Raw genomic sequence first — 25,635 nt, 5'->3', positions numbered from 1 at the left:
GCATCGGGCGGGGTTTGTTGATTGTCAGCGAGTCAAACTCAACCGTATTTACGGGCAAATTCCTGATCGGAGTTGCACAGATAAATAATAAATTCGACGAAAGAGATGATCGCCGGAATAAAGGTCCAGCAAAACAGAAGATAAAGGATCCCCTGTCCTGGTTTCCCTAAATAAAACTTGTGTGCACCAAAACCACCTAAGAAGAAGGCGAACAACGCAGCGGAAATTCGGCTTTTCTTCCCGGCAATATTTTGTGGCGCGCCGCAATGCGGGCAGGCCACCGCTTCTTTATGTATTTCCTTTCCGCAACCACGGCAAAACGCCATATCACTCATAAACACTCCTGTGTGTAAATCATTTATCATTCTTTGAAACATCCGGCCACATGTTATAGCGAAGCGGCAAGGTGGGTAAATAAAAAATATATTAGTTACATGGATATATTTGGTTGATTACATGTTTGCGATTTATATTATAAATCAGAGGTTCGGCAGCAAGGTGAAAAAATGAATATCAGCGATGTGGCAAAAAAAACCGGTTTAACCAGCAAAGCGATTCGTTTTTATGAAGAGAAAGGGCTGGTGACGCCGCCGATGCGCAGCGAGAACGGCTACCGCAGCTACAGCCAGCAGCACCTGAACGAACTGACGCTGCTGCGTCAGGCGCGGCAGGTTGGGTTTAACCTTGAAGAGTGCGGCGAACTGGTGACGTTGTTCAACGATCCGGCTCGCCACAGCGCCGATGTGAAAGCGCGGACATTACAAAAAGTGGCGGAGATTGAGCGTCATATTAAGGAATTACAGGTAATGCGCACGCAATTGCTGGCGCTGGCGGATTCTTGCCCTGGCGATGACAGCGCCGAGTGTCCGATTATTGATAACCTTTCCGGCTGCTGCCATCACGCGAAGGGGTGAGCACTATTCTCTCACGGCTTTAACCCGCAGCGTAATGCCCTCCACGGCAATCACTTCGACGCGCGTGCCGGCGGCGAGATCGTCGTCAGCGCTGACCGGCCATGAACTGTCGCCGACGCGCATATGACCACGCCCATTAACCAGTGCGTTATCCAGTTGAAAGCGGCGTCCCATCAGTTGTTGCCCGCGCAGATTAAGCGAAGCATCGGCGGGTTTCTGCTGTTTCACCCGGCTGCTCAGCCATTTCCACCATAGCCAGGCCGCCAGCAGGGTGAGCAGGGCAAACAGCACCCCTTGCCACTCCCAACTGAAAGGAATGATCCACGCCAGTAAACCGGTGATCACTGCCGCCACGCCGCTCCACAACAAATAGCCGTTACCGCCGAGCATTTCGGCGGCGAGCAGCAATCCGCCCAGCACCAGCCAGGCGAGGTGGGTATGTTCGAGCAGCAGCGCGATCATCGTTTAGTCCGCTCGCTGCTGCTGTCTTTGATAAGCTCAGCGATCCCGGCGATCGAGCCCATCAGGCTGCTGGCATCAAGTGGCATCATCACCACTTTGCTATTATTTGCAGAGCCGATCTGTTGCAGCGCTTCGGTGTATTTCTGTGCCACAAAGTAGTTCACCGCCTGAATATCCCCGGCGGCAATGGCTTCAGAAACCATCTGCGTTGCGCGAGCCTCCGCTTCGGCAGAACGTTCGCGCGCTTCCGCTTGCAGGAATGCCGATTGACGATCGCCTTCCGCTTTCAAAATCTGCGACTGTTTTTCCCCTTCGGCCTTGAGGATTTCCGCCTGGCGAATCCCTTCCGCTTCAAGGATATAAGCACGTTTGGTCCGTTCGGCTTTCATCTGCGCGTTCATCGAGGCAATCAGTTCTGCCGGTGGGCGAACGTCGCGGATCTCAATACGGGTTACCTTCACGCCCCACGGATTGGTGGCCTCATCAACAATGTGCAGCAGACGCGTGTTAATGCTGTCGCGCTGCGAGAGCATCTCGTCCAGCTCCATCGAGCCGAGCACCGTACGAATGTTGGTCATCGTCAGGTTGATGATTGCCAGTTCCAGATTGCTGACTTCATAAGCGGCGCGCGGCGCATCGATCACCTGAATAAAACAGACCGCGTCGATGGTGACGTTGGCGTTATCTTTCGAAATAACTTCCTGCGAGGGGATATCGAGGACCTGCTCCATCATATTGATTTTACGACCAATACGATCCATAAATGGCACCACCAGGCTCAGGCCCGGCTGTAGGGTTCGGGTAAAGCGGCCAAAGCGTTCCACCGTCCACTGGAAACCTTGCGGTACGATTTTGACGCCGGAAATAACCACGACCAGCGCGACAAAGATAAGAACCAGAATGACGATTGGCATCAAAAAAACCTCCTGTTTAATTTGATGCCATCTTAGCCCGATTTGGCGATCAAAACAGCACGATCGCCAAATTTAGCGGGGGAATTAGTAGAGCAGGGAGTAAAGCTGGCGGCGGTATTTCGAGGCCAGTGCGTCGCCGGTACCCAGCGCGGCAAGAATTTCTTGCAGCATTTTACGCGCTTCGCCGTTGGCGGCACTGAGATCTTTGCGCAGGTGGCTGAACAGCAACTCCAGCGCTTCTTCGTTGCGCCCGACCTGATGCAGTTGCAGCGCGAGTTGCGTTGCCAGCAGCGCGTCCTGCGGGTTGTCGGCAACCTGTTTTTGTAACTGCTGGATCTCCGGCGTATCGGCGGCTTTTTTCAGCAGTTCAATCTGCGCGACCAGCCCCTGATAGCGAGTATCCTGATCCTGTAACGGGATGGTTTTCAGCACGTTTTCGGCTTCATCCGCGCGGTTCAATACAATCAGCGTTTCCGCCAGCAGCAGGCCGATTTCGCTGTTTTGCTGCGAAAGCTGCCAGGCCTCTTTCAGCAGCGGCAACGCTTCGCCGTGCTTGCCTTCCTGCATCAGTTGCATCGCCTGTTGCGCTTTCAGTTCCTCTTCACGCGGCAGGACTTTATCCAGCAATGCGCGGATGGCCTCTTCCGGCTGCGGCCCCTGGAAACCATCAACCGGCTGGCCGTTCTGGAACAGGTAGACGGTAGGAATGGCGCGCAGACCAAACTGCGATGCCACCATTTGCTCGGCATCGCAATCGACTTTCGCCAGAATAAACTGTCCGTTGTACTGCGCGGCCAGGCTTTCCAGCACCGGTGTCAGTTGCTGGCAATGCTGGCTACGATCGGACCAGAAATAGAACAGCACCGGCGTGGCCATCGACTGCTCAAGCACCTGTTGCAGATTCACTTCGGTAATATTGACAATATTCTGTACGGACATAGGAAATTCTCTGTTTTTTAACTCATTGTTCTTACATGGGGGAGGATATTGCGCCTTCAACTCATCCCCGCAAAATTTTATCCATCATGCGCCCAGGCAGCAGACGTTTCAGCAGGCTCACTGCCCAGGTTACCAGCGTAACCGGATAGCGCATTTTGGGATGCGCGCTTTCAAAAGCATGGCGCACTTTTGCTACTACCGCCTCTGGGCCAAGGGTAAAACGTGCTGCGATGCCGGGATTTTCCACGGGTTTGTCGCGCTGCGTCTGATTAACGTTGTCGGTAAAACGGGTACGGATAGGGCCCGGCTCAATCAGACTTACTTTGACGCCGCTGTGGCGTAGCTCCATTCGTAAAGCGTCGGACCAGGCTTCAAGCGCATACTTGCTGGCGGCATAGGCACCGCGGCCGGGCGTAGAGATAAGCCCCATCACCGATGAGGTCATCACAATGCGGCCTTCACCGTGCGGCGTCATGGCGGGCAGCAGGCGCATCGTCAGTTGGTGGGTGCCGAAAAAATTACTCGAAAACTGCTGTTCCAGCTGCTGGCGGCTGATGGTTTCCAGCGAGCCGTAAACGCCATAACCCGCGTTATTGAAGAGGCCATACAGGCGGTTGTCGGTCAGAGCGATCACTTCATCGGCGGCGCGATCGACGCTCGCCGGATCGTCAAGATCCAGCAAAATACCGGTAAAGCCTTCCTGGTTCATGCGGGCGACATCGTCCGCTTTGCGGCAGGCAGCCAGTACGCGGAAACCCTGGCGTTTGAGTTCGCGCGCGCTTTCCAGACCGATACCGCTGGAACATCCTGTTATTAAGACCGTTTTTTGCATAACTTTACCTGCGGGGCGTGCCTGAATACTCAGGAGTCGTGGTTAACTAAGGGAGCCAGTCGCGTCGCCATCCAGTCGGCAATAAACGGCTGGGCATCGCGGTTGGGATGAATACCATCATCCTGCATCCATTGTGGTTTCAGATAGACCTCTTCCATAAAAAATGGCAGCAGAGGGACATCCAACTCTTTGGCGAGCTTAGGATAAATGGCGCTGAACGCCTCATTATAGCGGCGGCCGTAGTTGGCGGGCAGCCGAATTTGCATTAACAGCGGTTTTGCATTGGCGGCTTTGATCGCCTGCAACACCTGACGCAGCGTCTGTTCTGTCTGCTGCGGCGCAAAACCGCGAAGGCCATCGTTACCGCCCAGTTCGACCAGTACCCAATTCGGCTGATGTTCTTTAAGCAGCGCGGGCAGGCGCGATAGCCCCTGCTGCGAGGTATCCCCGCTGATGCTGGCGTTCACCACCGTCGGTTTCTGCTGCCATTTGTCATTGAGCAACGCGGGCCACGCCACGTTCGCCGCCATGCGGTAACCGGCGCTCAGGCTGTCGCCCAGAATCAGTAACGTGTCCGCCGCCGCGGCGCGAAAGGTCAACAAAAGCAACAACAGGAAGGGCAAATGCCAGCGGAAAACATTGTTGAAGTTCATCGTCTTAAGAAGTCCGTCGGTCAGGGGGAGCATGAGCTTTCCATCCTTACCGGAGTTGAGCTTGTTGTCAAACCGGCCGAGACCATCGCCCTGATTGGCGAATCGGGATCCGGTAAATCGACACTGCTGGCGATCCTCGCCGGGCTGGATGATGGCAGCAGTGGGGAGGTTCATCTGCTGGGTAAGCCGCTGCATGCGATGGATGAAGAGGCGCGAGCGACACTGCGGGCGCAGAATGTGGGTTTTGTTTTTCAGTCGTTTATGCTGATTCCCACGCTTAACGCGCTGGAAAACGTGGAGTTACCTGCCTTACTGCGCGGAGAAAACGGCGGCCAAAGCCGCGGCAGCGCCAAAGCCCTGCTGGAAGAGTTGGGGCTGGGCAAGCGCCTCGATCACCTGCCTGCGCAACTTTCTGGCGGCGAGCAGCAGCGAGTGGCACTGGCACGCGCCTTTAACGGCCGTCCGGCCGTGCTGTTTGCCGATGAACCCACCGGCAATCTCGATCGACAGACCGGCGACAAAATCGCTGACCTGCTGTTTTCCATGAATCAGCAGCACGGCACAACGTTAATTCTGGTGACGCACGATCTGCAACTGGCAGCGCGCTGCGACCGGCGTTTACGTCTGGTTAATGGCGAACTGCGGGAGGAAGCATGATTGCCCGCTGGTTCTGGCGTGAATGGCGCTCGCCTTCGCTGCTGATTGTCTGGATGGCGCTCAGCCTCGCTGTCGCTTGTGTGCTGGCGCTCGGCAATATCAGCGATCGGATGGAAAAAGGGCTGAGCCAGCAGAGCCGCGACTTTATGGCTGGCGATCGGGCGCTGCGCAGTTCCCGCGAAATCCCTGCAGCATGGCTGGATGAGGCGCGCAAACTCGGCCTGAAAGTGAGCGAGCAAATCAGCTTTAACACCATGACTTTCGCCGGAGATACGCCGCAACTGGCGGATGTGAAAGCGGTCGACGATCTTTACCCGCTTTATGGCGAGCTGCAAACCCGTCCAGCCGGGCTGAAGCCGCAGGCGGGCAGCGTATTGCTGGCACCACGGCTGATGGCCCTGCTCAATTTGAAGGTCGGCGATACGATCGATGTTGGTGATGCGACGTTACATATCGCCGGTGAAGTGGTTCAGGAACCGGATTCCGGTTTCAACCCCTTCCAGATGGCGCCGCGCCTGCTGATGAATGCGGCGGATGTGGCGAAGACCGGCGCCGTACAGCCGGGTAGCCGGGTAAGCTGGCGCGCAAAATTTGCCGGTACGCCCGCGCAGCTCGACGCCTACGAAAAGTGGTTGCTGCCGCAGCTAAAACCGGAGCATCGCTGGTACGGGATGGAGCAGGATGATGGGGCGCTCGGTAAATCGCTCCAGCGTTCGCAGCAGTTCCTGCTGCTTTCTGCGCTGCTAACTCTGCTGCTGGCGGTTGCTGCGGTGGCCGTGGCGATGGCGCACTACTGTCGCAGCCGTTACGATCTGGTCGCGGTGCTGAAAACCCTGGGCGCCGGGCGCGCGCAACTGCGCAAGTTGATTGTTGGACAGTGGCTGTTGGTGCTGGTGCTGGCAGTGGTGACGGGCGGTGTACTGGGGCTGGCTTTTGAAAGCTTGTTGATGGTGTTGCTCAAACCGGTGCTTCCCGCTGCGTTACCGCCAGCCAGCCTGTGGCCGTGGCTGTGGGCTGTCGGCGCGATGGTGGTGATTTCGCTGCTGGTGGGTTTGCGTCCTTATCGCTTGCTGTTAGCCACGCAGCCGTTGCGCGTATTGCGCCGCGATGCGGTGGCGAACGTTTGGCCGCTGAAGTTCTATATTCCTGTCATCTGCGCCGTGGCGATTTTGCTGCTGGCCTGGCTGATGGGGGGCAGTATGCTGCTGTGGTCGGTGCTGGCGGGAGCAGTGGTGCTGGCATTGTTGTGCGGCGTGGTCGGCTGGCTGCTGCTCAATGTTTTAAAACGGCTGACTCTGAAAGCGCTACCGCTGCGTCTGGCGGTGAATCGCCTGCTGCGCCAACCGTGGTCAACCCTGAGCCAACTGTCGGCATTTTCCCTCTCTTTTATGTTACTGGCGATGTTGCTGGTACTGCGCGGCGATCTGCTGGAGCGCTGGCAGCAGCAGTTGCCGCCGGAAAGCCCAAACTATTTCCTCATCAATATCGCGCCGGAACAGGTGGCGCCGGTGAAAGCGTTCCTGGCTGAACATCATGTGCGTCCGGAATCGTTCTATCCGATTGTGCGGGCCAGAATGACGCAGATTAACGGTCAATCCACCGAGGGGAATCAGGATGAAGCGCTGAACCGTGAACTGAATCTTACCTGGCAGCAGCAGCGACCGGAGCATAATCCGATCACTGCGGGAAGCTGGCCGCCAAAATCGGGTGAAGTTTCTGTCGAAGAGGGGCTGGCAGAACGGCTTGGCCTGAAGCCGGGCGACAGCGTAACCTTTATGGGCGATACGCAGGAGTTCAGCGCCAGAATCAGCAGTTTGCGTAAAGTTGACTGGGAAAGCATGCGCCCTAACTTCTTCTTTATCTTCCCGCAAGGGGCGCTTGATGGTCAGCCGCAAAGCTGGCTGACCAGCTTCCGCTGGGAAAATGGTAACAGCATGTTGACTCAGCTTAACCGGGAATTCCCCACCGTCAGCCTGCTGGATATTGGCGCAATTTTAAAACAAGTCGGCCAGGTGCTGGAGCAGGTAAGCCGGGCGCTGGAAGTGATGGTGGTGCTGGTCACTGCCTGCGGTCTGTTGCTGCTGCTGGCACAGGTTCAGGTAGGAATGCGTCAGCGTCACCAGGAACTGGTGGTTTATCGCACGCTGGGCGCGGGGAAACGGCTGTTACGCGCCACGTTATGGTGCGAATTTGCCTTATTGGGCGCAGTCTCCGGGCTGGTGGCGGCCATTGGCGCAGAAACGGCGCTGGCGGTACTGCAAACCCGGGTATTTGATTTCCCCTGGCAGCCAGACTGGCGGCTGTGGATCACTCTGCCACTGTGTGGCGCGCTGCTGCTCTCCCTTTGCGGCGGTTGGCTTGGCGCGCGTCTGCTTAAGGGCAAAGCACTGTTTCGTCAATTCAGCAGTTAATCATTTCTCAATAACTTTTTAACGAAAAACACACCATTAATTCTAATGGTGTGTTTCCATTTCAAAGTGTAAATGCTTGGTTTCAAAGTATTTAGTAGCACAAAAAATCAAAAAATCCCCAACAGACGCGAACTTTTAGACGTTAGTATCTGCCCGCTAGTACTTACTAGTGGCGTCTATCCATCAAGGAAAAACCATGAAAATAAAAACAACCGCCCTGGCGACAGCCATTGGCGCAGCAGTGGCATTAACATCTTTCGCAACTCAGGCGGAAATCACCCTTCTTAAACAGGATCCACAGGCCGGCGATCCGCTGAGCCGACTGAACTTCACCGTTGGCGGTTCTATCCGTCCGCAGTTCGATAACGCGATGGGCAATAGCGACAAAGGCTCGTACAAACGTAACGGTTATGACGGCGGCACCCGCTTTCGTTTCGCGTCGGACTACTACCTGTTTGATGATATTAGCTGGATTAACTATTACGAACTGGGTGTGAACATTCCGGCGCTGTTCGACTGGGATAGTCACTACGCAGCAGGTTCCAACAATACCACCCGTCGTATGCTGTACACCGGTCTGAAAAGCAAAACCTGGGGTACGATGACCTTTGGTCAGCAGAACAGCATTTATTACGATGTCGTGGGTGCGAAAACCGATATCTGGGATTACGACATGAAAGCCCAGGCACCGGGTAACGGTATCAAAGGTGATTACGACGGTTCTTACCGTTCACGTAAGATGCTGAAATACAAAAACACCTTTGGTGATTTTGATCTCTATGCCGCCTACCTGTTCTCCGATAGCGAACTGCTGCTGAAAAACAGCAGCATCCGTTACAAACGTAATGGCGGCGGTTCACTGGGTGTGGATTACCACCTGGCCAAAAACCTGACCTGGGGTACGGCGTGGAACTACACCAAAGCCAACGTGCGTAACAGCAGCACTGGCGATACTGACTCCTACAGCCAGAACATCTATGGTACAGCGCTGAGCTGGACGCCGGATAACTGGACCTTCTCCTTCGGCGGCGGCTGGTACGAAAACTTCCTGACCACCGGTCAGAAAAATGTTCACGACTACTTCGCGGGTGACGCGTGGGGTATTGAATATTTTGCCGGTTATAAAATCCCGGTGGGCCAGTACGCGCTTAAATATGTACAGCCGTACGTGATGGGCGACCGTCTGCAATACACCACTGGCCGCGACTATCAGCGTATCGACAACGGCGTAGGTGTGACCTTCCAGCTGGATTACGGTTTCCGTGTCGATTACGAACACGTATTCACCAGCAGCACCGACAAGTCTCTGGCCGATATGAACATTGTTCGTCTGCGTTACGACTTCTGATAAGCCATGCGCTGCCGGGTTTAGCGCTTAGTTTAAATCCGGCAATGCTTATCAATAAAAAGCATAACGAAACAGCCTATTACCCGCGAAAAGTGGGGCTTTTCGTTATGCTTCATCACCTTATCCTGAAAATATCTCCCCACCATTCAGTGACATAGTTCACAGCATAGTGAATTTTTTTCAATTACCGCAGGGCCGCGTTTGTGCCATCTTATCCTCCAGCCTTATTCACAGGGTGAAAATGGAACGCGGCGCATTGCACGTCGCGCCACACAGCATCTCAACTCGTTAGGGAGAATTTATGGGACGTCGTCTCAGCTTACGCGCTACCTTCGGCGCACTGCTTCTGGTATGCGGTTTACCTTTTGCTCACGCCAGCAGCGATCCGCACACGATCGTCTTCGGCGTGGCACCTGGCCCTTACGGCGATATGGTGAAACAGGCGATTGCGCCGTCGCTGAAAGAGAAGGGCTATAAAGTGGTGGTACGTGAATTCAGTGATTATGTACAACCCAACATGGCGCTGGCGAACGGCAGTATTGATGCGAACCTGTTTCAACACAGCCTCTATTTTGACAAATTCACCGCGGATAAAGGGCTGAAGTTAAGCAAACTGATCAGCGTACCAACGGCGGGAATGGGGTTTTACTCCCGTAAAATCAAAAGTCTGGATGAGTTGAAAAAGGGCGATATTGTCACGCTTTCCAACGATCCGACCAACCTGGCGCGCGGGCTGCGTTTCCTGCAATCGCTGGATCTTATCACCATCAAAGAGTCGATTGATCCGACTAAAGCCTCCGAGCGTGATATTGCCAGCAACCCGAAAGGGCTGGTGTTCAAACCGCTGGAAGCGGCACAACTGCCACGCACGCTGGACGGGGTGACCGCTTCACTGGTCAACGGTAACTTTGCTATCGCCGCCGGGTTGAAGCTCTCTTCCGCGCTGAAGCAGGAACATCTGGATGAAAATCTGAAGAATATCATCGCAGTACGTACGGAAGATGCCGATAAGCCGTTCGCGAAGGATATTGTTGAAGTGGTGAAATCACCGGCTTATCGCGCGGTCATTGACGATCCCAACAATGTTTATGGCGCTTTCCAGAAACCCGACTGGATGACGCAAGCGGATAAGAAATAAGTTTCCGCTTGATTTGACTGGCAGGCTGCGGCCTGCCTTTTGTCGTTTGAGGTTTGCATGATTGAGATAGAGAAGGTTTGCGTCGATTTTCCCGCAGGTCGCGGGAGCGCAAGCGCTACGCGTGCCGTTGATTCGGTCTCGCTGCGCATCGCCGCAGGTGAAATTTTTGGCATTGTCGGTACCAGTGGCGCGGGCAAAAGCACATTGCTGCGCACATTAAATGCACTTACGCGTCCCAGCCAGGGCCGCGTAAATATTAATGGCGTGGAAATCTCCGCGCTGGATGGCGCAGCGCTGCGTCAGGCGCGTCAGCGCATTGGCATGATTTTTCAGCATTTTAATCTGATGCACACCCGCACGGTGGCGCAAAACGTGGCCTTTAGCCTGAAAGCGGCGGGCTGGGAGCGCAGCAAAATCGCCCCGCGTGTAGCGGAAATTCTGCAACTGGTTGGATTGAGCGATAAAGCGCATCGTTATCCGGTACAACTGAGCGGTGGGCAAAAACAGCGCGTGGGTATCGCGCGCGCGATTGCCAACCATCCGGATGTATTGCTGTGCGACGAGCCGACTTCCGCGCTGGATCTGGAAACTTCCGCCACCATTCTGGCGCTGTTAAAACAGATCAACGAACAACTGGGGATCACGATTGTGCTGATCACCCATGAAATGAATGTGATCAAATCGATCTGCGATCGGGTGGCGGTAATGTCAGGCGGTAAAGTGGTGGAAGAGGGGGAAGTGTTTGATATTTTTGCCCATCCACAGCATGCATTCACCCAACAACTGGTATCGCACACGTTGAACCTGACGCTACCGGAACGTTTACAGCAACATTTACCGGGGCAACTGCTGAAGATCCTGTTTATTGGCGACTCCGCCGAACAGCCGGTGCTCTCCGATGCGGCGGTGAAGTTTGGCGTGGCGGTGAATATTCTGCACGGCAAAATTGAGTATATCGGTGAGCGCGCGCTGGGGATGCTGGTGGTGCAATTGTCCTCTGCTGAAAATCCGCATCGGGTGGCAGAAGCCGTTGATTACATTCGCAACCGTACCGCACAGGTGGAGGTGATTCGTGGATGATTTACTGGCCGATTTAAGCCTGGCTTTTGGCGAAACCTTCCAGATGTTGAGCATTTCGACGGTGCTGGCGATTGTTGGCGGTTTGCCGTTAGGTTTTTTGATTTTCGTAACCGATCGCCACCTTTTCTGGCAGAATCGCGCGGTTTATTTAATCAGCTCTGTGCTGGTCAATATTATTCGTTCGGTGCCGTTTGTCATCCTGCTGGTGTTGCTGCTGCCGTTAACCCAATGGCTGCTCGGCAATACCATTGGGCCGATTGCCGCTTCCGTGCCGCTGTCTGTTGCGGCTATCGCTTTTTACGCCCGGCTGGTTGATAGCGCGCTGCGTGAAGTGGACAAAGGGATCATCGAAGCCGCTGAAGCCTTCGGCGCCAGCCCGCTACGCATTATCTGTACGGTGCTGCTGCCGGAAGCCAGCGCTGGCTTACTGCGCGGTCTGACTATCACGCTGGTGAGCCTGATTGGCTACTCGGCGATGGCGGGGATTGTCGGCGGTGGCGGTGTGGGCGATCTGGCGATTCGTTACGGCTACTATCGTTATGAAACGCAGGTGATGATTGTCACCGTGGTGGCGCTGATCGTGCTGGTGCAGGTGGTGCAGATGCTGGGTGACTGGCTGGCAAAACGCGCCGATAAGCGCGATCGTCATTGATATCCCACGAGCGGGTTCATATGGTCGACCCGCTCACCGGGCAGACCGGGGATCGTTGCCAGCCACCGACATTACTGCTGGTTATTTTGTGCCGCCAGCCAGGCGGCCGTTTCATCGTAATTGCCGCGGAAGATAATATCTTTCGCGCGCTTTTCTAACTGATAGCGATACATCGGGTCGTAATACTCTTCAAGCAGCGGCGCAAGCCACGCAAAATGCGCACTTGTATTACCGGAACGCTGTTGTTGAATCAGCGCTTCCTCCTGGCGGGCGCTAAGCTGTGCGAAACGCTGTAACCCAAGGCGGCGGCGAATCGCAAACAGACCGTGGCGCAGGTACTCTGCGTAAGCCTGCCAGCCTGCTTCTTCACCATCGCGCTGGATAAAGGCTTGTGACATCTGCAAAAAATAGTCGTTACGCAGGCGCTCAAGCCGCTGCTCAAACGGCTCTTCCACCACCGCCAGCGGTGATTGCGCCATGCGCTCACGCAGTATTGCTGGCAGATGATTCGCGCCAATCGCGTGCCCTTCATCCTCCAGCAGCCAGAAAGCGGGAGATGTTTTCAGCAGTACCGCAGCCAGTTGATTTTCAAAACTGGCCTGCGAAAGTTGCGCTTGCAGCGTGCGGCCAAACGAGGAGCCGCGATGGCGGGCAAGCCCCTCCAGATCGATCCCGTTATGTCGGGATGCCACCAGTAGCGTTTTGCCGCTACCGGTACAGCCGCCAATCAGCAACAGCGGGCGCTGCAAACGCTGATGTATCGCCTCTATTGCTGCCTGACGCAGTGTTTTGTAGCCGCCGATGACCAGCGGGTAGTCAACTCCTCGCTCGCGTAACCACTGCTGTACGATGTGCGAACGCTGACCGCCGCGCGCGCAGCAGATATAGCCGCGTGGATTTTGCTTGCAGGCCTGGAGCCATGCCTGCATTCGTTGTTCCCGTAATTCGCCCTGAACCAACTGGTGACCCAGACGCAACGCGGCCTCCGGTCCCGCTTTTTTGTAGCAGGTGCCGACGGCGGCGCGCTCGCTATCATTCATCAGCGGCAGGTTAATGGCGCCAGGCAGGGCACCTTGTTGAAACTCAATCGGTGCGCGGACATCAATAAGAGGAGTGGTATCACGCAGGATAGTCAGGTAATCCGTCGTGTCGTTCATGGGGCTTCCTTCTGCAAAACGCTGGCGGTAACCGCCGCGTGCAGATTTTACGCCCGAAGCTGCCGAGATCAATGGCGGGAGCTAATCGCTTTTTAATGTGTAACAAGATGCCCGCACTATATTCCGGCACAGCGCCTATATTCGTCCTTTTATACTACAGCCCAGATTAATCTGTGTGATGTCAGACTGTCGACATAAACGGAATGGTTCGTTTGAATTATCTTATTGGGATGTAAGATTTAACTTATTATTTAATAACTCTTTAATTGTGGTTGGTTAATCGCCCGGTGCATTATTTTTAAGCCAGTTTCATTCGGTTAAATATACAAGGAGGGAGTATGTTTAAATGTTGGTTTACTGCACCGAAAAATAAAGGGTTTTCATCCTTTTACTTTTATCAGCCCGATACGAAAGAATTTTGTCGTATCCGTCTGGAACTCAATCGCCGTTCACGGGGGAGCGATGATGGCAGGACGTCAGTTTTTTATCATCCCTACAGAGTAGTGGGTTTTTCTACCAGAAAAGATCTTGATTGCAACAATCGACGACTATGGCATATCCAGAAAGCAAGAGAGGGCGATCGCTTACTTTATCAGGGAGATCTTTTACTCAATTCTGAACCAAATAGACATGAGAAATATATTTATGATAGTGCAAATACATGTGCAGGAATTCATAAAGGAAGCCCGGTGGTTCCTTTTGACGAGGCAATATTACCGCCCGGTGTCAGGAAATATCATTTGCTGAAATTAGCGAAAATTGCCGTTATGTGGAAAAAAGATATTTACCTGACACCCAAAAATGCCTCCCCCGAGCAGTTGGCAAATAAAATTCTGGCGGAGATTAATTTCCCGCAGATGATCTGTGATGTTGTGGCGCGAATCTAATATGTGTACAGGACGTTTACGAGAGCAGCTTGCTTCAAAGGAACGCGACAAGCGAAATTGAAAACGCTGGCGATGACCGCCAGCGTAGAGATCGAGGATTATTGCAGTTTTGACTGCGCCCAGGCGATGCCGCTGGCATATTCCGGCGGCAACAGCGGAACCAGCGCTTCCAGCGTAGCGCTCAGACGGGAGGTATCGCTGTCGTTGAGGTTCAGGTGACCCACCTTACGCCCCGGACGCACCTCTTTATCGTACCAGTGCAGATGCACCAGCGGCAGCTTAAGCCAGTCGTAATTGAGATCGCTGCCAATCAGGTTGATCATCACCGACGGGCTGTTGACTACCGGTGGCGGCAGCGGTAAATCCACTACCGCGCGCAGATGCAGTTCAAACTGACTGATTGAGGCACCGTTTTGCGTCCAGTGGCCGCTGTTGTGAACACGCGGCGCCAGCTCGTTAATCAGCAGCCCGGCCGGGGTGACAAAGCACTCCATCGCCATCACGCCGACGTAGTGCAACTCGTGCATGATTGCCGAGAGCATCTCTTCGGCCTGCTGCTGTAGTTCGGCATTGGCCTGCGGGAAAACCACGCTGGTACGCAAAATGCCGTCCTGATGCAGGTTGTGCGTCAGCGGATAAAACACTGTGCTGCCATCATGGCCGCGCGCGCCAACCAGTGACACTTCACCTGAAAAGTTGATGCCCTGCTCGACGATGCACTCGCCGTAGCACTCTTCCGGCAGTTGATCGGTATCGGCAGCCCGCAGACGCCACTGGCCGCGGCCGTCATAGCCGCCGACGCGGCGTTTGACGATGGCCAGCTCGCCCAGGCGCGAAAACACGCCCGGCCACTCGCTTTTCTCTGTCAGCAGTTGCCATGGCGCGGTGGCGAGTTGCAGCTTGTCAAAGAGTTGTTTTTGCGTCAGACGATCCGCAATCACCGGAAATACGTCGCGGTTTACAAACGCCGGATGACGCGCCAGTTCGCGGGTCAGCGCCGTTTCCGGCCAGCGTTCAATTTCTGCCGTGATCACGCTCTGCTGAAACGGCACCGCTTCCGGCGCCGCGTCCAGTCCGACCGGCCATACTGCAATGCTCAGCGGCTCGCCAGCCTGGCGCAGCATGCGGCCAAGCTGACCATTACCTAATACGCAGACCTGCTTCATGCCGCCCCCCGGGGATCCGGATTGTCCAGCACTTCATCGGTCTGGGCTTTGCGCCACTGCGCCAGACGTTGATGCAGTGCAGCATCGTGCTGGGCGAGGATTTGCGCGGCCAGTAGCGCCGCGTTTGCTGCGCCAGCTTTGCCGATCGCCAGCGTACCAACAGGAATACCGCGCGGCATCTGGACGATAGAGTAGAGGCTATCGACGCCGCTCAGCGCGGCGCTTTGTACTGGTACACCCAGCACCGGCACCAGCGTTTTGGCCGCAATCATCCCTGGCAAATGCGCCGCGCCGCCAGCACCGGCGATAATCACCTGAAAACCGTTCTGCTCTGCGCTTTCGGCGAAGCTAAACAGTTTATCCGGAGTGCGGTGTGCGGAGACGATTTCAACATGGTGCGGGACGTTCAGGGTATCGAGGATTTCTGCGGCGAACTGCATGGTTGCCCAGTCGCTTTTCGATCCCATAACAATGGCGATGCGCGCCGGTTGGTTGCTTGAAGACATGCGTCTCAAAACTCCTGTGGGTGTACTTCAGACGACAAAAGAGGGCACAGAGAATAGCATGTAAAATGACGAAGGAAAACGGTTGCGTGGCGATGTTTTGCGCGTTTGCCGCGACGCGTGCGTTGCTAATCAGAAGGGAAAAAAGAGCAGTTCGACACCAGTTTCGCTGACGCGCACCATCGAACCTTCACTGTGCCAGGCACCTAAAACAGCCCGAAATGCGGGCGCGTTGTTCGCGGTGAGTTCATGTACTGCCGGGCGGTGCGTATGGCCGTGGATCAGCCACTGAACGCGGTGCTTTTCCAGAGCGTCGATGACGGCTTGCGGATTTACGTCCATGATCTTAAGCGATTTACTGCTGTTAGCGGCTTTACTTCCGGCGCGCATTTTCGCGGCGACACGGCGGCGGATAAACAGCGGCAGGGCGAGAAACAGGGCTTGTATCCACGGCGTGTGGACTTTTTTGCGAAACGCCTGGTAACCGGCATCGTCGGTACACAGCGTATCGCCGTGCATGATCAGTATCTTACGGCCATACAGATCGAGCACTTGCGTTTCCGGCAGCAGTTGCATACCGCTTTGGCGGGCAAAGCGTTTGCCGAGCAGAAAATCACGGTTGCCGTGAATGAAGTAACAGGGTACGCCGCTTTCAACCAGCGATTTGATGGCGCTGGCGATTTGCTGGTGCAGCGGGTTGGGATCGTCATCGCCGATCCAGGCTTCAAACAGATCGCCCAGAATATAGAGCGCGTCCGCCTGGCGAGCCTCACCGGCTAAAAAACGCAGAAAACCGGCGGTGATCGCCGGTTCTTCTGTTTGCAGGTGCAAATCTGCAATAAAGAGTGTCGCCACGCTTACTCGCTGACGGTCACGTTTTCAATCACAACGTCTTCTTTCGGAACGTCCTGATGCATGCCGCTACGACCGGTGGAAACGCCTTTGATTTTGTCAACCACGTCCATGCCTTCAACCACTTCGGCGAAGACACAGTAGCCCCAGCCTTGCAGGCTTTCGCCGCTGAAGTTCAGGAAGTCGTTGTCTGCCACGTTGATGAAGAACTGCGCAGTTGCGGAGTGCGGCGCCTGAGTGCGCGCCATTGCCAGCGTACCACGGCTGTTTTTCAGACCGTTGTTGGCTTCGTTTTTGATCGGATCTTTAGTGACTTTCTGATTCATGCCCGGTTCGAAGCCGCCGCCCTGAATCATGAAGCCATTGATAACACGGTGGAAAATTGTGTTGTTATAGAAACCTTCACGGCAGTAGTCCAGGAAGTTTTTAACTGTTTCAGGCGCTTTATCGTCAAACGTCTTGATTACGATGTCGCCGTGATTAGTGTGGAAAGTAACCATTATTGCATCCTGTTCTGATAGTGTAGTGCACAGACCCGCCAGTGGGTCAGAGATAGTCGCCTGTTATAGCATAACCGCGAGGTGGGATCACCTTGCAAAGTGTGCTGCTTCGGGTTTGAATTACGGGTAATATATGCGGTTTTCGTTCCACACACGTCCAAATGGAATCTTCGATGTTAAAAATCTTTAATACACTGACGCGCCAAAAAGAGGAATTCAAACCTATTCATGCCGGGGAAGTCGGCATGTACGTGTGTGGTATCACTGTTTACGATCTGTGTCATATCGGCCATGGTCGCACTTTTGTTGCCTTCGACGTGGTTGTACGTTATCTGCGTTTTCTCGGCTATAAGCTGAAGTATGTACGTAACATCACCGATATTGACGATAAAATCATTAAACGTGCGAATGAAAACGGCGAAAGCTTTGTTGCGCTGGTCGATCGTATGATCGTCGAGATGCATAAGGATTTTGACGCGCTCAATATTCTGCGCCCGGACAGCGAGCCGCGCGCGACGCACCATATCCACGAAATTATTGAAATCACCGAACGCCTGCTGGAACGCGGTCACGCTTATGTGGCTGACAACGGCGACGTGATGTTCTCGGTGCCGACGGATCCGACTTACGGCCAGCTTTCGCGCCAGGATCTGGATCAGTTGCAGGCGGGTGCGCGCGTGGAAGTCGCTGAAATCAAGCGCAACCCAATGGATTTCGTGTTGTGGAAAATGTCCAAGCCGGGCGAGCCGAGCTGGCAGTCGCCGTGGGGCGAAGGGCGTCCGGGCTGGCACATCGAGTGCTCGGCGATGAACTGCAAACAGCTCGGTTCACATTTCGACATTCACGGCGGCGGTTCTGATCTGATGTTCCCGCACCATGAAAACGAAATCGCGCAATCTACCTGCGCCCATGACGGCGAATACGTGAATTACTGGATGCACTCCGGCATGGTAATGGTTGACCGCGAAAAGATGTCCAAATCGCTGGGTAACTTCTTTACCGTGCGCGATGTGCTGAAGTATTACGACGCGGAAACCATCCGCTACTTCCTGATGTCCGGTCACTACCGCAGCCAGTTGAACTACAGCGAAGAGAACCTCAAGCAGGCACGCTCTGCGCTGGAGCGTCTCTACACCGCACTGCGCGGTACAGACAGCACTGTGCCGGCGGAAGGTGGCGAGGCGTTTGAAGCGCGTTTCGTTGAAGCAATGGATGATGATTTCAACACGCCGGAAGCCTACTCGGTGCTGTTCGACATGGCGCGTGAAGTGAACCGTCTGAAAACGGAAGATGCGCATGCGGCCAATGCGCTGGCGTCACATATGCGTAAGCTGGCGGGCGTACTTGGTTTGCTGAAACAGGAGCCGGATGTTTTCCTGCAAAGCGGTGCGCAGGCGGACGATGGCGAAGTGGCTGAGATTGAACAACTGATCCAGCAGCGCCTTGATGCGCGTAAAGCGAAGGACTGGGCGGCAGCCGATGCGGCGCGTGACCGTCTCAATGAGATGGGCATTGTGCTGGAAGATGGTCCGCAGGGCACGACCTGGCGTCGTAAGTAAGAAAAAAGCGGCTTCGGCCGCTTTTTTTATCTCTGGTGTGTTTTTCTCTGCCATTCGGTAACGAGCGTGGGATGGTGCTTATCCGGCCTGCACAACGCCAGTTAACACGAAAACTGCCATCCCCTTTAACGCCTGCGCCACCACAATAAACCCATCACTATCACACTTGGCAGCCACACCCACAGCAACTCAGAAATGATCACCTGGTGACCATACGGCGTGGTGTAGCGTGACAGAGCAAACGGTGCGACTTTAATCACCTGCCAGGGCGCAAAGAAGCGTTCATCTGACCACGGCCACAGCCAGCCGACGCCTTTACCGCCGGTGGTTATTGAATCCAGCAGGCTGTGCGATAACAGCGAAACCGTTAAAAATGCCCAGCAGCGCAGCAGGCTGGCTTTGAACCGTTTTCGCCCAAACCACGCGACCAGCAGCGGTACGACAAAGGCAAACAGCAGCGAGTGGGTAAATCCGCGATGACCAAAAACGTTGCCGTAGGCGACGCCGAATTTAAAGGCTAACACGTCGGCATCTGGCAGCATCGCCAGTGCAATCCCTGCCACTAATAACCCGCGCGGAATGACTTTATTACCCAGCCCTAAGCCCAGGCACAGAGGAACGGCAGCATGAGTAACGATCGTTGGCATGAGGTATGTCCCTGAAGAAAAGCGAGATTATAGCCATTGCACGAACGGGAATGACTGCGTGCTTTTCCGAATCTACCCGTGATCGCATAAATTTTAGGGCGAATTTTCCTGCGTATGACAAATGACCACGCCAGTTTTCGCTGCGCTCAGGAAGCGATAAAAATCATGAAAACCCAGCGGCCGATAGGCGGGCGCATCATTAACAACGCCTCTATCTCGCCGCGGTTAATTACGCTGACTCACGGGCGATAAGCTGCCCGGAGAGCGTAATGCGCTGGGTCTGTAACTCAGGTTCTTTCAGTTTGCGCAGCATCAGCCCGGCGGCCTGGCGCCCGGTCTCTTCACTGGCAGAAGAGACATAGGTGAACGAGGGCGAGGTGAGGTTGACGTGCAGCATATCCTCAAAGCCTATCAGCGCAACTTGTTGAGAGAGAAAGACATCCTTGCCGACGGTGCGCCCGGTGTGGTGAATGCCGGATATCGAGCCAATCATCGCCGCCGGGGAGTGGCAGAGCAGGGCGGTGATGGTGTTGTTATTTTCCAGCAACTGCCGGGTGGCGTAGCTTGCCGCCTGGGTGTCGTCGCTGCAATCCGGCGTTGAACCTTCGCGCAGCACCAGCCCATGCTGGCTCATTGCGCTGCGAAAACCCAGTAGCCGCTGCTGGCGAAGTAAATCGCCCTCGACGCCGCCAATATAGGCAATACTGCGGTGTCCGCGTTCAATCAGGTAGCGCGTCGCCAGGCTCGCCGCCTGCCGGTTATCACGCATCACTAAATCGCAGTTCTCGTTGAGCAGTGACTGTGAAACGACCACCAGCGGAAGGTGACACTGGCGGATCTGTTCAGGCAGCGAGGCGCTGCGCGTATCCGAGGCAAGATAAATCACGCCCGCCACGCCCTGTTGCTGGAAGGAGAGCAGGCAGCGTTCAAGATGTTCACCATCATTAAGCGGCTGGCCGAGGAACACCATATATCCCTGCGTTTCCAGTTCCTGAACGATACTGGCCATCACTTTGATGGAAAAACTGTCGCTGAAATCGCGCAGGATAAGCCCGATCAGGTTGGAGGTGTTGGCGCGCAGGTTAGCCGCCGCGACGTTTTGCACATAGCCGAGCGCCGCGATCGCCGCATGGACTTTCTCGATCGTGGCTTCTGATATTTTCCCTTTCTGACGCAGCACCAGCGAGACGGTGGAAACGGAAACGCCCGCCTGTTTTGCGACATCAATAATGCTGACTTTCTTCAACTCTGCTCCCTGAATTTCCTGCTTATCCGCCGGGTTAGCGCCTCGGTTAGGCTACCGCAGAGGCGCCAATCCGGCATATTATTATTTGCCGATCATCGTGGACATGGTTTGTGCGATAAATTGCGCCCTCGCGCCAAAAATCACCTGAATACCGCTGTCGCCCACAAATACCACGCCGCGCGCGCCCAGCCCGTTAAGTCCATCTTTATCCACCATTTCGCTCTTCGCCACTTCGAGGCGCAGACGGGTGATGCAGGAACCCACGGAATCAATATTCTGCGCACCTCCCAGCAGGCCGATAATTTCGGTCGCCAGCTCGGTATCGGTTTTATCGTCCGCCACAGCGGTCACGTCGGTACGGCCTGGCGTTTTGACATCAAAACGGCGGATCACAAAGCGGAAGGTGAAGTAGTAAATCAGCGCCATCGGAATACCGACGATAATAGCGTTCAGGAAGTTAGTCTGATAGCCGTTAAACGAAGGCAGAATGCCGAACGACAGATAATCAATAAAGCCGGCAGAGAACGATTTGGCGATGTGCGCGTGCAGCAGGTACATCGTCATATAGGCCAGGCCCGCCATGATGGCGTTAAAGACATAGAGGATCGGCGCGACAAAGATAAAGGTAAATTCAACCGGCTCGGTGATCCCGGTCAGGAAGCAGGTCAGCGCCGCCGAGAAGAGGATACCGAAAGCAATCTTTTTGTTGCGGGTCTGCGCTTCGTGGTACATCGCAAGGCAAGCCGCCGGAAGCGCGAACAGCATCAGCGGGAACTCACCCTGCATAAATTTCCCGGCGTTCTGGTAGGTGTCGCTGCTGAACGATTTCACCCCTTCTTCCAGCATCTTGAACCAGATAGTCTGGTCGCCGTGGATCACCTGACCGGCCTGCGTGGTGTAATTGCCAAACGAATACCAGAATGAGGGATACCAGATGTGGTGCAGGCCGAGCGGGATCAACGCGCGTTCTACCAGCCCGAAAATAAAGGTCGAAGCCGCCTGGTTATCGCCGTTGACGATCACCGACAGCGCATCGATACCCGCCTGGATGTGTTGCCAGACATACGGCAGCAGCAGGCCGAGCACAAATGACAGGAACGCCGTGGCAATGGCGACAAAACGCTTGCCGGAGAAGAAGCCAAGAAACTCCGGTAACTGCATCGTGTGGAAGCGGTTATAGCACCAGGCGGCGAGAATACCGCAGATCAGGCCGCCAAAAACGCCCATTTGCAGCGTCGGGATCCCGACCACCATGGAGTATTTCCCGCCCTGCGAGGCCATCTCCGGCGTAATGCCTAACATGGTGCCGATAGTGATGTTGGTGACAAACACCGAGACCGCCGCCGACAGCGCCGCAATCCCGGATTCGGACGCCAGCCCGACAGCCGAACCGATGGCGAAAAGCATGGGCAGGTTATCAAAAATGACGCCGCCTGCGTTCATCATCAGCGGCAGATGGAATTTGTCGCCGAAGGCCAGTAATAAGCCCGCAGCCGGTAACAGCGAGATCGGCAGCATCAGTGCGCGACCAATCATCGATAATTTAGACAGCGATTTAACAAACCCTGATATCAGACTCATGCTGATTTCCCCCGAAGTTGCGCATTTTGCGCGTTATTATTGTCAGTAGAACGTTTTAGTAGAACGTTCTACTTATCGTGAGATAAGGGCGAAAAAGCTGCAACTAAATTTTTACATTCAGCCAGATCAATTAATGATTATTTGAGGTTGATCGGTAATAAACCGTGATGATTACGGGGTGATTAAATAAGAAAGGCCGGATGGCGGCTATCGCCTGATCCGGCCTGGAGACTCATCATTTGCAGGCGCTGAAAAGTACAGCGCCATCCGGCATTTTGGCAGGTGCTCAGGCGATGACGGTCACGCTCTGGCCTTCAAAACTGACCGTCTGACCGGCGACGATTTTGCAGCGTTTACGCGTTTCCACCGCGCCATCTACATTCACCAGGCCTTCAGCAATGGCGATTTTCGCTTGCGCGCCGCTCTCACTCCAGCCTTCCAGTTTCAGCAGATCGCACAACTCTACGTGCGGGTGTTTTCCCAGGGAAAATGTTGCCATCTTATGCGCCTTCTACATCATGATATTCTTCACACGCTTGCAGCGTGTTCTGGATCAGGGTGGCGACGGTCATCGGGCCGACACCGCCCGGAACCGGGGTAATATACGCCGCGCGGGCCGCGGCTTCTTCATAGATCACATCGCCGACCACTTTGCCGTTTTCCAGGCGGTTAATGCCGACATCGATAACAATCGCGCCTTCTTTGATCCACTCGCCCGGAATAAAGCCCGGTTTACCGACCGCGACGATCAGCAGATCGGCATTCTCAACGTGGTGACGCAGATTTTTGGTGAAACGGTGCGTCACGGTGGTGGTGCAGCCCGCCAGCAGCAACTCCATGCTCATCGGGCGGCCGACGATATTGGATGCGCCGATCACAACGGCGTTGAGGCCGAAAGTATCAATGTTATAGCGCTCCAGCAGCGTCACGATCCCGCGCGGTGTGCAGGGTCGCAGACGCGGCGCGCGCTGGCACAGGCGACCCACGTTATACGGATGGAAACCGTCGACGTCTTTATCCGGTGCGATACGTTCCAGCACCTTCACATTGTCGATACCGGCGGGCAGCGGCAACTGCACCAGAATACCGTCGATGGTGACATCGGCGTTCAGCTTGTCGATAAGTTCCAACAACTCGGCTTCGCTGGTGGTTTCAGGAAGATCGTAAGAGCGGGAGATGAAACCCACTTCCTCACAGGCTTTGCGCTTGCTGCCGACATAAATTTGCGATGCCGGGTTGCTGCCAACCAGTACGACTGCCAGGCCTGGGGCGCGTTTCCCGGCCGCAACGCGCGCCCGTACTTTTTCCGCAACCTCAGAGCGCACCTGCTGCGCAATCGTTTTACCATCAATAATCTTTGCTGCCATCAGAGAGAGGATTCCATCTGTCGTTTCAACTAAGGGGGATGTGACTATTTTGTCAGAAGCGCGGCGTGCTGTCAGTTATCGTTTGCGTATTTCACCTGCAAAGGGGAGGGCGAGAGCGGAAAATGCCCCGCGCGGTCCCGATTTTAACGAAATTTCAACAATTCATCACCCTTAGGAAATGCGGGGCTACGTCAGGCATCGCACCGGGTGACGCGCTATTTGCTGATTCATTCGAATACTCTGACCAGGTTATTTCTGAGATCCTATTAAGAATCCCCTTAGGAAAATTAAAGTCCTGGCGGATATTTTCATCTTCACTACGCGTTTACTTTATTGCGGTGGCAATCGTTCTGCCCGCAGAGATTAATTTTACTGTTCTTTCCAGGAGAGAGGAAAAAAGCAGGAAGTGAATCTCGACTGAATTATATCTTTACAGGAAGAAGATATTTTAACTGGCATTAAGTATCGTCAGGAGGCCGAAGCCGGATGTGCGTATTCATGGTGTTCTGGCAGATGGCTGTAAAGGACATCGTTATCGAAAGACACGAAAAGAGGTCATTAACCGCGAGGAATTGGTCTGAAAACAGCAAGGATGGTGCGAAATTGCTCACAGCCGTTCACTAAGCAAGCAGCCAGCGGAAAATACATTGACTCATCAGGCGCTGACCGTATAATTCCAGCCGTTTCCACCGCAAAGGTGGGGCATCCGCGCAATGCGCCCTTAGCTCAGCTGGATAGAGCAACGGCCTTCTAAGCCGTAGGTCACAGGTTCGAATCCTGTAGGGCGTGCCATTTTCAGCAATCACACCTCTACTAAATTCTCTTTTTCTCCTTTATACCCCCTGAAATTACTGGATTTTTCTGTCACGAGTTCTATCGAAGTCAACTCAGTTATACCCAAATCAAGCGGTATCTGGGGGCCTTTGAGGGGGCTCATCTCGTTCAATGGAAATTAGAGGCCCCATATGCCACTAAATGCACGACAGATTGATACTGCAAAGTCCAAAGAAAAAGAATACAAGCTCACCGATGGCGGTGGCTTGTATCTGTTAATAAAGCCTAATGGTGCGAAGTACTGGCGCTTTAAGTACCGTGTTTTGGGTAAAGAGAAAAAACTTTCTATCGGGGTTTATCCTGACATATCTTTGGCAGATGCCCGTATGAAACGCGAAGAAGCTCGCAAGATTGTTGCTTTAGGTGGCGACCCGAGCGAAGAGAAGAAAGCTGACAAATTGGCTCAGAAGGCTAATGTAGAAAACACTTTCAACGCTATCGCGTTGGAATGGCATGAGTACAAACGCCCTAATTGGTCTAAGGGGTACGCTGAAGACATTATGGAAACCTTTGAAAACGATATATTCCCTGATATTGGCAAGCGTCCAATTGCAGAGATAAAGCCGCTCGAGATCCTCAGTTCGCTTCGTAAACTCGAAAAACGTGGAGTGATGGATAAACTGCGTAAAATTCGGCAGGCCTGCAACCAGGTCTTTCGTTACGCTATTGACACCGGCCGCGCTGAAACTAACCCAGCCTCAGAGTTGGCAAGTGCGTTAACTGCGCCTAAATCTGTCCATTACCCTCATCTGTTAGCGGATGAACTTCCGGCCTTCTTACAACAGGCACTGGCCGCTTATTCTGGCAGCCCAATAACCCGTCTGGCAATACGGATTCTGATGCTAACGGGTGTTCGTACCATTGAACTTCGTATGGCGGAATGGAAAGAATTTGATTTCGATAAACAAGTATGGGAAGTACCGGTAGATAGGATGAAGATGCGGCGGCCACATCAGGTGCCTCTCTCCGATCAGGTGATAGCAGCGTTACAAGAAATTCAAGCAGTCACAGGGCGTTATAAGCTGGTATTCCCCGGGCGTAACGACATCACCAAGCCGATGAGTGAAGCGAGTATTAATCAACCGGGAGCAGGTCAGAGTTCAGACGTCCCTGCGGGTATATAGCTTTTGGTGTAATATATTTTGTGAGGTGAAAATAATTAGTAATTGATTGAATTAAGTTCATAAAAATAATGTTGTGAATAAATGGGTGCTATTAAAAAAGAGAAAGATTATAGTGAATGCAATTATAAATGCCAGAAAAACCAAAATACTGAGGGAACAAGAATAATTGAATCAGGAGATTCAGAATATATATGCTTTGTATTTAGCGGATG

The 25,635-nt window shown here is 54.1% G+C and carries 25 protein-coding genes, 1 tRNA gene and 1 pseudogene; 11 read left to right on the top strand and 16 right to left on the bottom strand.

The genetic code is table 11. The annotated features are described in order from the left end of the window. Positions 1-38 precede the first annotated feature (38 nt). Positions 39-335, bottom strand: a complete 297-nt coding sequence (locus DK872_RS05195; protein ID WP_007373606.1) for a TM2 domain-containing protein — start codon at positions 333-335, stop codon at positions 39-41. Positions 336-506: 171 nt separating this feature from the next. Here DK872_RS05195 and cueR point away from each other — a divergent pair, with 171 nt between their 5' ends. Continuing rightward, positions 507-914, top strand: coding sequence for a Cu(I)-responsive transcriptional regulator (cueR, locus tag DK872_RS05190; protein ID WP_007373607.1), 408 nt, complete (start codon positions 507-509; stop codon positions 912-914). A 3-nt stretch (positions 915-917) separates the two neighbouring features. Here the strand turns inward: cueR and DK872_RS05185 are convergent, their stop codons facing one another. The 5 genes from DK872_RS05185 to tesA form a co-directional block, all read right to left on the bottom strand. Next, positions 918-1,376 carry an NfeD family protein gene (locus tag DK872_RS05185; protein ID WP_007373608.1) on the bottom strand — a complete coding sequence of 153 codons (459 nt, stop codon included), beginning with the start codon at positions 1,374-1,376 and terminating at the stop codon, positions 918-920. Beyond that, positions 1,373-2,290, bottom strand: coding sequence for an SPFH domain-containing protein (locus tag DK872_RS05180; RefSeq protein WP_035887325.1), 918 nt, complete (start codon positions 2,288-2,290; stop codon positions 1,373-1,375). The genes DK872_RS05185 and DK872_RS05180 overlap by 4 nt, the downstream gene beginning before the upstream one ends. An 84-nt stretch (positions 2,291-2,374) precedes the next feature. After that, entirely contained in the window at positions 2,375-3,229 is an 855-nt protein-coding gene (locus DK872_RS05175; RefSeq protein ID WP_007373610.1) for a co-chaperone YbbN, read from the bottom strand. A 61-nt stretch (positions 3,230-3,290) separates the two neighbouring features. After that, positions 3,291-4,061 carry an SDR family oxidoreductase gene (locus DK872_RS05170; protein WP_007373611.1) on the bottom strand — a complete coding sequence of 257 codons (771 nt, stop codon included), beginning with the start codon at positions 4,059-4,061 and terminating at the stop codon, positions 3,291-3,293. 29 nt (positions 4,062-4,090) lie between these two features. Further along, a complete protein-coding gene (gene tesA / locus DK872_RS05165) occupies positions 4,091-4,714 on the bottom strand; it encodes a multifunctional acyl-CoA thioesterase I/protease I/lysophospholipase L1 (protein ID WP_161518091.1) in 624 nt (207 codons plus the stop codon). On the opposite strand from tesA, the gene ybbA reads away from it, so the two are divergent. From ybbA to DK872_RS05135, 6 genes are all read left to right on the top strand, one after another. Continuing rightward, entirely contained in the window at positions 4,685-5,371 is a 687-nt protein-coding gene (gene ybbA, locus DK872_RS05160) for a putative ABC transporter ATP-binding protein YbbA (RefSeq protein ID WP_071920384.1), read from the top strand. The two genes, tesA and ybbA, sit on opposite strands and share 30 nt — an antisense overlap. Then, positions 5,368-7,782, top strand: a complete 2,415-nt coding sequence (gene ybbP, locus DK872_RS05155; RefSeq protein ID WP_007373614.1) for a putative ABC transporter permease subunit YbbP — start codon at positions 5,368-5,370, stop codon at positions 7,780-7,782. Before ybbA ends, ybbP begins: the two co-directional genes overlap by 4 nt. A gap of 196 nt (positions 7,783-7,978) precedes the next feature. Beyond that, entirely contained in the window at positions 7,979-9,130 is a 1,152-nt protein-coding gene (locus DK872_RS05150; RefSeq protein WP_007373615.1) for a porin, read from the top strand. A gap of 301 nt (positions 9,131-9,431) precedes the next feature. Next, a complete protein-coding gene (locus DK872_RS05145) occupies positions 9,432-10,268 on the top strand; it encodes a MetQ/NlpA family ABC transporter substrate-binding protein (protein ID WP_035887327.1) in 837 nt (278 codons plus the stop codon). Between the two features lie 57 nt (positions 10,269-10,325). Then, entirely contained in the window at positions 10,326-11,348 is a 1,023-nt protein-coding gene (gene sfbB, locus DK872_RS05140) for a virulence-associated ABC transporter ATP-binding protein SfbB (protein WP_007373617.1), read from the top strand. Next, the gene (locus DK872_RS05135) at positions 11,341-12,000 is read left to right on the top strand and encodes a methionine ABC transporter permease (protein WP_007373618.1); all 660 of its coding nucleotides are present in this window, start codon (positions 11,341-11,343) and stop codon (positions 11,998-12,000) included. Before sfbB ends, DK872_RS05135 begins: the two co-directional genes overlap by 8 nt. A 71-nt stretch (positions 12,001-12,071) precedes the next feature. Here DK872_RS05135 and mnmH read toward each other — a convergent pair whose 3' ends face one another. Further along, positions 12,072-13,157 carry a tRNA 2-selenouridine(34) synthase MnmH gene (gene mnmH / locus DK872_RS05130; protein ID WP_161518090.1) on the bottom strand — a complete coding sequence of 362 codons (1,086 nt, stop codon included), beginning with the start codon at positions 13,155-13,157 and terminating at the stop codon, positions 12,072-12,074. 338 nt (positions 13,158-13,495) lie between these two features. On the opposite strand from mnmH, the gene DK872_RS05125 reads away from it, so the two are divergent. Continuing rightward, on the top strand, positions 13,496-14,044 hold the full coding sequence (locus tag DK872_RS05125; RefSeq protein WP_144134252.1) for a hypothetical protein: 549 nt from the start codon (positions 13,496-13,498) through the stop codon (positions 14,042-14,044). Between the two features lie 98 nt (positions 14,045-14,142). Here the strand turns inward: DK872_RS05125 and purK are convergent, their stop codons facing one another. From purK to ppiB, 4 genes are all read right to left on the bottom strand, one after another. Then, on the bottom strand, positions 14,143-15,210 hold the full coding sequence (purK, locus tag DK872_RS05120; RefSeq protein ID WP_161518089.1) for a 5-(carboxyamino)imidazole ribonucleotide synthase: 1,068 nt from the start codon (positions 15,208-15,210) through the stop codon (positions 14,143-14,145). Continuing rightward, complete coding sequence (gene purE, locus DK872_RS05115) at positions 15,207-15,716, bottom strand: 5-(carboxyamino)imidazole ribonucleotide mutase (protein ID WP_043954542.1); 510 nt, start codon at positions 15,714-15,716, stop codon at positions 15,207-15,209. Before purE ends, purK begins: the two co-directional genes overlap by 4 nt. A gap of 129 nt (positions 15,717-15,845) precedes the next feature. Continuing rightward, positions 15,846-16,568 (bottom strand): UDP-2,3-diacylglucosamine diphosphatase, encoded by a 723-nt coding sequence (gene lpxH / locus DK872_RS05110; RefSeq protein WP_007373623.1) that lies wholly within the window; start codon positions 16,566-16,568, stop codon positions 15,846-15,848. 2 nt (positions 16,569-16,570) lie between these two features. Further along, the gene (ppiB, locus tag DK872_RS05105; protein WP_007373624.1) at positions 16,571-17,065 is read right to left on the bottom strand and encodes a peptidylprolyl isomerase B; all 495 of its coding nucleotides are present in this window, start codon (positions 17,063-17,065) and stop codon (positions 16,571-16,573) included. 173 nt (positions 17,066-17,238) lie between these two features. Between ppiB and cysS the strand changes: the two genes are divergently transcribed. Continuing rightward, positions 17,239-18,624, top strand: coding sequence for a cysteine--tRNA ligase (gene cysS / locus DK872_RS05100; RefSeq protein ID WP_161518088.1), 1,386 nt, complete (start codon positions 17,239-17,241; stop codon positions 18,622-18,624). Between the two features lie 125 nt (positions 18,625-18,749). Here cysS and DK872_RS05095 read toward each other — a convergent pair whose 3' ends face one another. From DK872_RS05095 to folD, 5 genes are all read right to left on the bottom strand, one after another. Continuing rightward, the gene (locus DK872_RS05095; protein WP_161518087.1) at positions 18,750-19,271 is read right to left on the bottom strand and encodes a metal-dependent hydrolase; all 522 of its coding nucleotides are present in this window, start codon (positions 19,269-19,271) and stop codon (positions 18,750-18,752) included. A gap of 229 nt (positions 19,272-19,500) precedes the next feature. Further along, complete coding sequence (malI, locus tag DK872_RS05090) at positions 19,501-20,517, bottom strand: Mal regulon transcriptional regulator MalI (protein WP_035887333.1); 1,017 nt, start codon at positions 20,515-20,517, stop codon at positions 19,501-19,503. 81 nt (positions 20,518-20,598) lie between these two features. Further along, positions 20,599-22,098, bottom strand: a complete 1,500-nt coding sequence (locus DK872_RS05085; protein WP_071920392.1) for a PTS transporter subunit EIIC — start codon at positions 22,096-22,098, stop codon at positions 20,599-20,601. A 286-nt stretch (positions 22,099-22,384) separates the two neighbouring features. Next, complete coding sequence (gene ybcJ / locus DK872_RS05080; protein ID WP_007373629.1) at positions 22,385-22,597, bottom strand: ribosome-associated protein YbcJ; 213 nt, start codon at positions 22,595-22,597, stop codon at positions 22,385-22,387. 1 nt (position 22,598) lies between these two features. Further along, positions 22,599-23,465 (bottom strand): bifunctional methylenetetrahydrofolate dehydrogenase/methenyltetrahydrofolate cyclohydrolase FolD, encoded by an 867-nt coding sequence (folD, locus tag DK872_RS05075; protein WP_007373630.1) that lies wholly within the window; start codon positions 23,463-23,465, stop codon positions 22,599-22,601. Between the two features lie 715 nt (positions 23,466-24,180). Between folD and DK872_RS05070 the strand changes: the two genes are divergently transcribed. Beyond that, positions 24,181-24,257, top strand: a tRNA-Arg gene (locus tag DK872_RS05070). 173 nt (positions 24,258-24,430) lie between these two features. Next, positions 24,431-25,381: pseudogene (locus tag DK872_RS05065) on the top strand (tyrosine-type recombinase/integrase); the annotation flags it as partial. Positions 25,382-25,635: the final 254 nt, after the last annotated feature.

Origin of the sequence: Kosakonia sp. MH5 (genome assembly GCF_009935945.1) — a bacterium.
GTDB classification, from domain to species: domain Bacteria; phylum Pseudomonadota; class Gammaproteobacteria; order Enterobacterales; family Enterobacteriaceae; genus Kosakonia; species Kosakonia radicincitans.
Note: the sequence above shows the minus strand (reverse complement) of the source record. Positions and strands in the feature narration are given on the sequence as shown.

Excerpts from the sequence above, each read along its gene's own strand:
- ppiB (WP_007373624.1), bottom strand. The coding sequence starts at position 17,065 with ATGGTTACTTTCCACACTAATCACGGCGACATCGTAATCAAGACGTTT.
- ybcJ (WP_007373629.1), bottom strand. The coding sequence starts at position 22,597 with ATGGCAACATTTTCCCTGGGAAAACACCCGCACGTAGAGTTGTGCGAT.
- DK872_RS05175 (WP_007373610.1), bottom strand. The coding sequence starts at position 3,229 with ATGTCCGTACAGAATATTGTCAATATTACCGAAGTGAATCTGCAACAG.
- mnmH (WP_161518090.1), bottom strand. The coding sequence starts at position 13,157 with ATGAACGACACGACGGATTACCTGACTATCCTGCGTGATACCACTCCT.
- DK872_RS05185 (WP_007373608.1), bottom strand. The coding sequence starts at position 1,376 with ATGATCGCGCTGCTGCTCGAACATACCCACCTCGCCTGGCTGGTGCTG.
- purE (WP_043954542.1), bottom strand. The coding sequence starts at position 15,716 with ATGTCTTCAAGCAACCAACCGGCGCGCATCGCCATTGTTATGGGATCG.
- purK (WP_161518089.1), bottom strand. The coding sequence starts at position 15,210 with ATGAAGCAGGTCTGCGTATTAGGTAATGGTCAGCTTGGCCGCATGCTG.
- DK872_RS05095 (WP_161518087.1), bottom strand. The coding sequence starts at position 19,271 with ATGCCAACGATCGTTACTCATGCTGCCGTTCCTCTGTGCCTGGGCTTA.
- DK872_RS05145 (WP_035887327.1), top strand. The coding sequence starts at position 9,432 with ATGGGACGTCGTCTCAGCTTACGCGCTACCTTCGGCGCACTGCTTCTG.
- DK872_RS05150 (WP_007373615.1), top strand. The coding sequence starts at position 7,979 with ATGAAAATAAAAACAACCGCCCTGGCGACAGCCATTGGCGCAGCAGTG.
- ybbP (WP_007373614.1), top strand. The coding sequence starts at position 5,368 with ATGATTGCCCGCTGGTTCTGGCGTGAATGGCGCTCGCCTTCGCTGCTG.
- DK872_RS05170 (WP_007373611.1), bottom strand. The coding sequence starts at position 4,061 with ATGCAAAAAACGGTCTTAATAACAGGATGTTCCAGCGGTATCGGTCTG.
- cysS (WP_161518088.1), top strand. The coding sequence starts at position 17,239 with ATGTTAAAAATCTTTAATACACTGACGCGCCAAAAAGAGGAATTCAAA.
- tesA (WP_161518091.1), bottom strand. The coding sequence starts at position 4,714 with ATGAACTTCAACAATGTTTTCCGCTGGCATTTGCCCTTCCTGTTGTTG.
- ybbA (WP_071920384.1), top strand. The coding sequence starts at position 4,685 with ATGCCAGCGGAAAACATTGTTGAAGTTCATCGTCTTAAGAAGTCCGTC.
- sfbB (WP_007373617.1), top strand. The coding sequence starts at position 10,326 with ATGATTGAGATAGAGAAGGTTTGCGTCGATTTTCCCGCAGGTCGCGGG.
- cueR (WP_007373607.1), top strand. The coding sequence starts at position 507 with ATGAATATCAGCGATGTGGCAAAAAAAACCGGTTTAACCAGCAAAGCG.
- folD (WP_007373630.1), bottom strand. The coding sequence starts at position 23,465 with ATGGCAGCAAAGATTATTGATGGTAAAACGATTGCGCAGCAGGTGCGC.
- DK872_RS05085 (WP_071920392.1), bottom strand. The coding sequence starts at position 22,098 with ATGAGTCTGATATCAGGGTTTGTTAAATCGCTGTCTAAATTATCGATG.
- DK872_RS05180 (WP_035887325.1), bottom strand. The coding sequence starts at position 2,290 with ATGCCAATCGTCATTCTGGTTCTTATCTTTGTCGCGCTGGTCGTGGTT.
- DK872_RS05125 (WP_144134252.1), top strand. The coding sequence starts at position 13,496 with ATGTTTAAATGTTGGTTTACTGCACCGAAAAATAAAGGGTTTTCATCC.
- DK872_RS05195 (WP_007373606.1), bottom strand. The coding sequence starts at position 335 with ATGAGTGATATGGCGTTTTGCCGTGGTTGCGGAAAGGAAATACATAAA.